At 44.0% G+C, this 9,393-nt stretch carries 10 protein-coding genes; 9 read left to right on the top strand and 1 reads right to left on the bottom strand.

The genetic code is table 11. The features are described 5' to 3' along the window. From VK080_RS05495 to VK080_RS05465, 7 genes are all read left to right on the top strand, one after another. On the top strand, positions 1–2,093 hold a 2,093-nt coding region (locus tag VK080_RS05495; protein ID WP_324223766.1), incomplete at its 5' end, for a hypothetical protein. A 228-nt stretch (positions 2,094–2,321) separates the two neighbouring features. Then, positions 2,322–2,543 (top strand): hypothetical protein, encoded by a 222-nt coding sequence (locus VK080_RS05490; RefSeq protein WP_324223765.1) that lies wholly within the window; start codon positions 2,322–2,324, stop codon positions 2,541–2,543. A 29-nt stretch (positions 2,544–2,572) separates the two neighbouring features. Beyond that, positions 2,573–2,890: a PTS sugar transporter subunit IIB gene (locus tag VK080_RS05485; RefSeq protein WP_324223764.1), complete on the top strand. Its 318-nt coding sequence runs from the start codon at positions 2,573–2,575 to the stop codon at positions 2,888–2,890. A gap of 47 nt (positions 2,891–2,937) precedes the next feature. Beyond that, the gene (locus VK080_RS05480; protein ID WP_324223763.1) at positions 2,938–4,236 is read left to right on the top strand and encodes a PTS sugar transporter subunit IIC; all 1,299 of its coding nucleotides are present in this window, start codon (positions 2,938–2,940) and stop codon (positions 4,234–4,236) included. A 26-nt stretch (positions 4,237–4,262) separates the two neighbouring features. Further along, positions 4,263–4,595, top strand: coding sequence for a PTS lactose/cellobiose transporter subunit IIA (locus VK080_RS05475; RefSeq protein WP_414672219.1), 333 nt, complete (start codon positions 4,263–4,265; stop codon positions 4,593–4,595). A gap of 134 nt (positions 4,596–4,729) precedes the next feature. Further along, a complete protein-coding gene (locus VK080_RS05470) occupies positions 4,730–5,716 on the top strand; it encodes a Gfo/Idh/MocA family oxidoreductase (protein WP_324223761.1) in 987 nt (328 codons plus the stop codon). Between the two features lie 205 nt (positions 5,717–5,921). Continuing rightward, positions 5,922–7,061: a glycerate kinase gene (locus VK080_RS05465; RefSeq protein WP_324223760.1), complete on the top strand. Its 1,140-nt coding sequence runs from the start codon at positions 5,922–5,924 to the stop codon at positions 7,059–7,061. Positions 7,062–7,197: 136 nt separating this feature from the next. On the opposite strand, the gene VK080_RS05460 is transcribed toward VK080_RS05465, so the two are convergent. After that, positions 7,198–7,980, bottom strand: a complete 783-nt coding sequence (locus VK080_RS05460) for an HAD family hydrolase (protein WP_324223759.1) — start codon at positions 7,978–7,980, stop codon at positions 7,198–7,200. Between the two features lie 225 nt (positions 7,981–8,205). Here VK080_RS05460 and VK080_RS05455 point away from each other — a divergent pair, with 225 nt between their 5' ends. After that, positions 8,206–8,403: an alpha/beta-type small acid-soluble spore protein gene (locus VK080_RS05455; RefSeq protein ID WP_324223758.1), complete on the top strand. Its 198-nt coding sequence runs from the start codon at positions 8,206–8,208 to the stop codon at positions 8,401–8,403. 214 nt (positions 8,404–8,617) lie between these two features. Then, positions 8,618–9,393 (top strand): Na+/H+ antiporter NhaC family protein (locus VK080_RS05450; protein ID WP_324223757.1); only part of this gene is annotated, 776 nt, incomplete at its 3' end.

The following is a 9,393-nucleotide window of genomic DNA, read 5'->3' as shown; positions in this document are numbered from 1 at the left end:
TGCCGCCATCCGGACAGGAGATGCTGTTTTATTTGATTGACAAAGGGGTCTACCACCGTTTGGGAGAGGCAACGCAGGAGCGTCATGCTGATATTGCGCTGATCGGAGCGACAACGGAAGACTCGGAAACGTATCTTTTGTCAACATTAATGCGCCGTTTTTCCGTGAAATTGGATGTTCCGCCATTACGTGAACGAACGGCCGAAGAGCGCAAGGCACTTACTGATCACTTTTTGACTGAAGAGGCATCGAAAATGAATGCAGACTTGTCGATTGAGGACGATTGCAGGCAGGTATTTTTGTCATATGATTGCCCTGGCAATATCGGTCAGCTCAAAAGTGATATTCAAATTGCCTGTGCACGTGCTTATTTACGTTATCTGAACAAGCAGGATGATAAAGTCCTGGTTAAACTGGCGGATTTCCCGGAGAATAACCTTGGTAAAAAAGATGACAGTCAGAAGAAGCCGTCCCGGAAAATTGAATCACCTTATTTAACAGCAGAATCCACTTATCTGTTCCCTAATATCTATCAGCGTCTTGACCGTAAAAGCAGGGAGACCGAGCGCAAGGATAAGGATGACTTGCAGCGGGTGGTTTTGGACTATATTCGGGATCTGACGGAAAAATACCGGCATCCTTCTTTATCCCGGGACAGCTGGCAGCAGCTGATTGATGATGATTTGTTCCAGGTGCTTCGAAATTCAGCAGAGAGCTTGAATGGAATTCTCCCGTTCGCGATTCAAAAACGTCAGCTATATGTGATCGGGCTGCATTTGCAGAATTACCGGAATCATTTGCGTGAAAATATCCAAAAAGAACCGATACCGGTCATGATTCATCCAAATGCAGCATACCGGGAAGCAGCCAGTCAACTTGCCCATCAATTGCGGACGGAAATCGGCATGCGTTTGCCACAGGAAGAGATTGAACTGATTGCCCATTTCCTGACGCCGGAACAAGACAAGGCACCGGAATTCATTGTTGAACAGGAATTAGCTGTCATCCTTGTGACACATGGCAGCTCAACAGCTTCGTCCATGGCGGAAGTGACCAATTACCTACTTGGCAATCATGTCATATGGGCGGTTGATATGCCGCTGAATATATCGGCCGAAGATACGTACGAACGGGTGAAGCAGACAATCAACCGGCTGTCTAATATAAGGGGTGTACTGCTTTTGGTGGACATTGGTTCACTCATTACGATGGGAGATGCGATTCAGCATGAGTTGGACGTACCAATCAGAACCTTATCAAGCGTCAATCTTCCCATGGTATTAGAAGCCGGCAGACAGTCACTGATATCGGACCAGACATTGGATGGCATGTATCAGGAAGCCAAAAAAGCCCTGCTGACATTTATGGACAAAGATCGGCAGAAATCAGGCATTCAGAAAAAACGTATGATTGCCACCGTCTGTTTCACCGGTGAAGGGGCTGCCCAGCTGCTTGAATCATGGCTCGAAAACCAGCTGTCAAAAATGGATGAGGATGTGATTATCAGGGCGGTGCGGATTGATCCTGCAACAAAGGATACATCCGTATTAACCGGACTGAAGGATTATTATAATGTCGTCGCGATTATTGGAACAGTTCCGGTTTCAATTGAGGGCATACCGTATATTCCAGCATGGGAGCTTCTGCAAAATGAAGGAATAGCGCGGATGCATAAGCTATTGGAGATCTCCAGGAAGTCTGCCGTGCCAAAGCTGGATGACGACATTTCTGCTGATGAAATTTATGATCTGATCAGCAGCGGCCTGCAGGAAATTGCCACGTATGTCAATCCGAAAACTGTTGCTGATCTGCTGCAGGATTATATGCCGGCTATCCGTGACTATTATGGTTGGGACAGTAATCGTGAGCTTGGTATGTGGATGCACATCGGGAGCATGATTGACCGTCTGATTTCTACGTATATGAAAGATCATGATGACCGTTTCCTGTCCTCGATTCCACTGGATCATCAGACTGTTCCTTCCAGTCAGGAACTCAAACTTTGGCAGCCGCTTTTCCAAAGTATAAACAATACATTTCATATTGAACTGACGGATGATATAAAACGTGAACTGATTAAACTTTCCCGCTAATGTGTGCAAACAAGATTGCACACATTTTTTGTGGCAGTTTTGCAAGTAAAAAAATGTTTTTCTTAAAACGGGTCAATCCTTGATACAAATGCTTTTGCAGCTGGTCTATTCTTTTTTTGAAAAAGTTGGCATGATTTTTGCTTAGTATTTATGAATGCAGCCATATTGCAATCGGATGCATGAAAGTTTCCCAAACGCGGAAACTATACACGTGTTAGGAGGGATAGGATGAAAAAATTCTTTATCATTTATGCGTCGATCTTTGCCCTGATATGGACAAGTTATGGTCTGTTTGCCGTAATAACCGGCAAGCCGTCAGCCAATCTTATCCTCGGATATGGTATTGCATTTTCCATTGTCATTTTTGCGGCATCATGGTTTTCCTACTGGCTGATGGGCCATTATAAAAAGGTCGATCGAATGGCTAAAGAGGTTTTAACCAAGAAATAACTTTTAAAAATTAAAGGAGTGGATTTTTTATGGCGGATCAAATGAAAATAATTATTCTTTGCAGCTGGGGTGCGACATCAAGTCAATTGGCGAAAAAGGTACAGGAAGCTGCCGAAAAACGCGGATTGGACGTCGAAGCTTACGCCGGGGGCACTGGTGAATTTAAGGAAAAGGCAAGCCAATATGATGTGGCACTGCTTGAACCGCAAGTGCGCCATCTGAAAAAAGAAGTAACCAAAGTGGCCGATGAGCATGATATTCCGGTTGAACTTGTCGATCAGCGTGCATTTGCCTTGATGGATGGCGAGAAGGTACTGGATCAGGCATTAAAATTAGCGGAAAAATAAATGTTGGATGAGATGAAATAAACCGCTTTTTAAAGGGGGAAAACAACATGAACATGGTCGAATGGATGGAAGATAAATTAATGGAACCTTTGGGCAAGATCGCCCAAAATAAATATTTGCAGTCAATTCGTGACGCATTTGTTATTTTTGCGTTGCCCGTCATCATTACGGGTGCGATTTTCCTGATTATTGCCAACCCGCCAACCTCCCTTGACTGGGCACCCATCAATGCGTGGGAAGAAGCCATTGCCCCGATTCAGGGACAGATTTTGTTCCCGTATAATCTGACGTTTGGGATTATGGCGGTGACGGTCGCATTCGGTGTCGGCTACAGTCTGGCGCAGCGGCATGATATGGATGCGGCTATGGCTGGTATATTGTCAATGCTGGCATTTATTATGACTGCATTCCCGGTAACTGATATTACACAGGTGCCATTTGGCGATATTCTCAATTATCTTGGCGGACAAGGTTTATTTGTAGCAATTATTTTAGGTATCTTAACAACCGAAGCGATGCGTTTTCTTATTAATAAAGGTGTGGCCTTTGAAATGCCAGCGGGAGTACCGCCTTATGTGATGCGAACGTTCCGGGCACTTATTCCGTTCATGATTATTTTGCCGATCGTTTGGGTTTTGGAATGGATTGTCTGGGCTAACTTTGACGTGACGATTCCACAGGCAGTACTTGATTTGTTCAGCCCGCTTGTTTCGGCGTCAAACTCGTATTGGGCTGCACTTGGTATGATTCTCTTGATGTTAGTTCTTTGGTCAATCGGTATTCACGGTATGAACGTGGTTTCGTCTGTTGCATATCCGTTCTGGATGACACAGATGGCAAATAATGCTGATGCCATCAGTGCTGGTAACCCAGGAGAAGCGAATGGTGTTGTTACCGAACCATTTTTCCATATGTTCACACATATTGGTGGTTCCGGTACAACACTTGGTTTAGCGATATTCTTGCTTTTTGCGACTTCCGTTCAGTTGAAACAAGTTGGTAAAACGGCGATTATACCATCACTGTTTAACATTAATGAGCCACTGATTTTTGGAGTGCCGATTGTATTGAACCCGATCCTGATTATTCCATTTGTTTTGGGACCGGTTGTTATTGTGACGGTTAACTACATTCTGTTTGCAACGGGCGTCATGCCTCCGGTTGTTGTCCAGCCACCATTTACCGTGCCAATCTTCTTTGGTGGTTTCATTGCAACAGGAGGTTCTGTCATTGCCGGACTGGTACAAATTATGAATGCTGTTATCGCCGCGCTCATTTATTGGCCATTCTTCAAGCAATACGATAAACAGCTTGTTCGGGAAGAAAAAGCAACAGAAGAAGCGTAAACTGAGCTTTAGAGGAGTGTTTGGGAATGAACTATGAAGAGATCATGACACAGTTAATTTTGCATGGCGGCAATGCCCGGGGTGCAGCATACGAAGCACTTGACGAGGCGGAAGACTATAACTTTGAAAAAGCCGAAAAATTGCTTGAAGAAGCAAATGATGAATTTCTGAAAGGCCATAAATACCAGACAGATCTGATTCAATCACAGGACGATAACACCGTCCCAAGCTTCTTCATGATCCATGCTCAGGACCACGTCATGACGGCTCAGGCCGAGCTGCAGCTGATCAAACGGATGGTTGAGCAGCTGAAAAACACGCAAAGGCTTGAAAAACGAATTGAAAAGCTGGAGCAATAAAATAGATCCTTTGCTGGAAAAATACTGCTTGACACTTAGAATGATGTCAAGCAGTATTTGTTATAACGTCGGAATACTGTCACTGCAATGGTGAAAATCAAGTATCCCAACATGTATAATGGGAGGGGATGACGATGAGATTTGGGACGGTTGGTACAGGCTGGATAACGGATGCTTTTATTGAAGCATCGAAGGAAACTAAAGATTTGACACATGCCGCCGTTTACTCCAGGACTGCTGATAAAGCAGCGGCATATGCGTTAAAACACGAGGTTCAGCATGTTTTTACTGATTTGAAGGAGATGGCAGCAAGTGATGATGTGGATGTTGTCTATATTGCATCACCAAATTCACGCCATTATCAGCATGTCATAACGTTTCTTAAAGGGAAAAAACACGTTATATGTGAAAAACCGATTTTTTCCAATTTGCAAGAATGGAAGGAAGCCTATCATATCGCGGAAGAAAATGGTGTATTCCTGTTTGAAGCGATGCGGAATCTGCATTCACCCAATTTTACGAGCCTGCAGGAAGGGCTTCAGAAGATTGGTCATGTCCGCAGTATGATTTTGCCGTTTGTCCAGTATTCATCACGGTATGATAAATACCTGGCAGGGGAAAAGCCCAACATATTCACAACGGAATTTTCAGGGGGTGCACTTGTGGATTTGGGTGTCTATCCGTTGTCGCTGGTAGTCGGGTTATTTGGAAAACCGGACAGTGCATCCTATTTCCCCATCATGCTGGAAAGTGGTGTTGATGGCAGTGGCACGCTCGTTCTTGAGTATCCCGATTTTACCGGAACCATTCTTTGTTCAAAAATAGCCCAGTCGTCCAACATGTGTGAAATTCATGGGGAAAAAGGGACGCTGGTATTTGAAAACGCCGGGGATATGTATCATCCGAGGGTGATTATGAATGGTTTCAAGGAAGAAATGTCTCTGCAGGCGGATGATCATCCGAACAATATGGTTTATGAGGCCAGGGAATTTGCTCGTATAATTGAATCTGGTGACACGAACGAATATGAGCGGTTGAAATACCTCAGTTATGATGTACTTGCCGTTACGGAAAAAGTCCGTCATGACAACGGCATTATGTTTGATTGTGAGAATGATTGAAGGAGGGTCTTGTGAAAGGCCCTTTTTTTAGTTATTGCGTCGTCGTTTGGATTCCAACCTATATCGATTCAGGTTAAACCAGTGTGATTTCCTCGCGAACGATAAAGAATCTAGTTCAATCTATGGATTTTTAATGTGGTGGTTGAAACCCATTAATAGCTGAATTAAGATGAAATTAATTATCGAAATAAAAAAGGAGAACATTATGAATGTCGTTATTGCACCTGATTCATTTAAGGGAAGCTTATCAGCCATCCAGGCATCAGAAATCATGGGAAAAGCCATTAAATCAGTTGATGCTGACTCACAAGCGGTTTTGAAACCAATGGCCGATGGTGGTGAAGGAACATTGGAATCGTTCCTTGCCTCAACCGATGGCGTGCGTATCGCCCTAACGTGTACGGGACCACTAGGTGAAAAAATTGATACAACCTATGGCATCATCGATTCCAATACTGCTGTCATCGAATGTGCGAGCATAGCAGGGCTTGTTCAAGTTCCTGAGGATAAGCGGAATCCGGATTTCACTACAACCTTTGGAATTGGTGAGGCAATGTTGGATGCGTTGGATGAAGGGTGTACATCAATCGTGCTTGGTCTTGGAGGAAGCGCGACTAACGATGGTGGGCTCGGAATGCTTTTGGCTCTGGGAATGAAGGCGTGGAATGTGAACGGTGAAGAAGTTGGACCATTTGGAAAAGATGTGCAGCATATAACGGGTGTCAGTTTTGAGGCAATCGATAAAAGACTTTCTCATACAGATATAAAAGTTGCCTGTGATGTTGATAATCCACTTTGCGGCGAGAGAGGGGCAACCAGTGTTTACGGGCCGCAGAAAGGTCTGCCGACAGAAAAAATCATGCCGTACGATAACGCTTTAAATCAGTATGGAAAAGCAGTCGAGTCCGCTTTGAACAAGCAACTGCAAAACGTTGCTGGTGCCGGCGCTGCAGGTGGTCTCGGTTTTGCTTTATTAGCCATTGATGGAAAACTTGTTTCAGGAGCGAAACTTCTCGCGGATACCATGAATGTTGAAAAAGAAATCCGGGATGCCGATCTTGTGTTGACAGGTGAGGGGCGAAGTGATGAACAAACCCTTTATGGTAAAGCGCCAGGGTATATTGCCTCTCTTGCAAAACATTATCAGGTTCCTGTTGTATTGGTCTCCGGGAGTCTTGATGGTGACTTGGATACATTAAGGGAGTATTTTACTGGCTGCTTTTCAATTGTCAATAAGCCGATATCCCTTGAGAAGTGTATGGAACAGGCCGAGAAGCTGCTGTATGAACAGACAAAGCAAGTGGTTCATTTGATCAGGTGTTTGGAAAATCATCAAAGAGCTTAAACCTCCCGGACGGGCGTTCCAGGAGGATGTTCTGAAAATAAAGTAGTATGCTGGTGACAGGAAGCGCAAAAGTAACTGAGTTTGCAGGAATTTTTATAGATGAAAAAGGTCCCGGGTAAATCCCGGGGCAGAAACGTTAAAGCAATCCAAGCTTTTTAAGGCCATACGTGATGCCGTCTTCGGTAACCGTTGCGGTCTTATGTTTGGCATACTGAAACAAATCTTCATGCGAATTCCCCATGGCAAAACCTTCACCGACAGCACCGAGCATTTCCTTGTCATTCATCCCGTCACCAAAAGCGATGGCCTGTTCCGGCTGAATATCAAGCAGCTTGAGGATTTGCTCAACTGAATAGCCTTTGTTGACATTTTTCCGCAAAATGTCATAGCTATGTTCCGCTCCATTGACATGAACCGGAGAAAGCCGCAAATTGGATTCGATTTCATACAGGCGGACTTGTTCCTGCGATACATTGAGGACGGTCGCTCCCAAAACTCTGTCTATGATTTCAGGTCTAAATGCTGCATTTTCTTTCAGGTTGAATATATCAATAAATTGGCTGATGAATGGTCGATCAAGGTTAGTAAAATAATTTTTATCACGCGTGTACATAATCAGTTCGTGGTCATTTTTCGCTGCGATATCAAGAAACTGTGTCATGTTCTGCCTGGGAATCGGCTCATTGACAATTGTTTTTCCCTGGTAAGCGGCAAAAGCACCGTTATAGGCAATAAACGAATGGATATCCAGGTCTTCCGCCAGTTGGCTGATTTCGTGGAGCGGGCGGCCTGTTGCCAGAAAAACTTCGATACCCTGTTTTTTAACTGATGATATAGCCTGCTTTGTCATGTCAGAGTAAGTGTGATCCGGTTTTAAAATTGTTCCATCGATATCGAGAAATAGAATCTTGTAAGTCATGTTAATCTCCTTATGTGTTGATTAGCTGTCTTCCTGCATTTTAGCACAGCTATGGACTTTTTGCGAAAGGATGGGACACGAGGCCTGACCCCATGTCCCATTCAAATAGAGACGGCCCATTTACATAAGCATTTTTTAACAGGTGTAAAATACCGCTCTGGTTAAAAGCTAATCGTGAACAGATTAAAATCAATCTGTTCGAATTCCCACGAGGAGTGATCAGTTGTGGCAGATAACAAAAACGATTTGTTGGTGCCTGGAGCAGAGGATGCAATGGAAAATATGAAACAGGAAATTGCAAATGAATTTGGTGTCCAGCCCGGAGCAGATACAACTGCACGTGAAAATGGCTCTGTGGGAGGCGAAATGGTCAAACGCATGATCAAAATAGCCGAATCCGGCATGTCCAATAACAAAAAATAATGGTTTATCGGGCATGCAACAAAAAGGTGGATCCAGGTAAAGCTGGGTCTGCCTTTTTATTTTTTGATGTGCAGTAAGTGAAATGTTTTGTATTCATGACGAAAAACAGATAAAATTTAGCAGGACTTTTCTATATTCAGTAGAAATAATATTTAAAGTATTGAAATATGCTGGTAATAAGCATTATCTAAATATATCGAGGGGGAGATTAAATATGGAGTCTGGAATACTCTCGCTGCTGCCACCTGTAATAGCGATTGTACTGGCCCTCATAACCCGGAACGTTATTCCTGCTTTATTTGCAGGGGTCTGGCTGGGGGCGACAATGATGTATGACTGGAACCCATTTATGGGCCTCTACGCCAGTTTCAGTGATTTTATTATTCCGAGTGTGGGGGATCCATGGAGTGCTACCGTGCTGATTTATTGTGGACTTTTTGGTGTGCTGATCGCATTTCTGCAAAAGACTGGCGGTGCACAAGCCATTGCAAGTGCGATTTCCAGAAAGGTCAAAACGCCACGAGGTGCACAAGGGTCGACGATGCTATTTGGGATCATTATTTTCTTTGAAGATTATTTTAATGCATTAACGGTTGGAAGTGTGATGCGTTCGGTAACTGATAAAATGCGTGTTTCCCGTGAAAAATTGGCGTATGTTGTTGATTCAACCTCTGCACCGATGTGTCTTTTGGGGCCTGTGTCCACGTGGGTGGTTTTTGTCATGGGACTGATTGGGGCGCAGTATGCAGAGCTGGGCATTTCTGAATCGGAATATATGACGTATCTTTTCACAATTCCCTTTAATTTTTATGCTATTTTGGCTATCATCCTTGTTGGTATTATTGTTTTCTTCAAGTGGGATTTCGGACCGATGGCACAAGCGGAGTACCGCGCACGGACTGAAGGCAAGGTTATTCGTGATGATTCGGAGCCGCCGTCTGATGATCAAATGGCTGACGTTCAAATGCCTGAGGGCTATAAACCCAAAAT

It is taken from the genome of Lentibacillus sp., assembly GCF_035301925.1.
In the GTDB taxonomy this organism is placed as follows: Bacteria; Bacillota; Bacilli; order Bacillales; family Amphibacillaceae; genus Lentibacillus.
The sequence above is the reverse complement of the archived record's forward strand: the minus strand, read 5'-3'. Positions and strand labels throughout refer to the sequence as shown.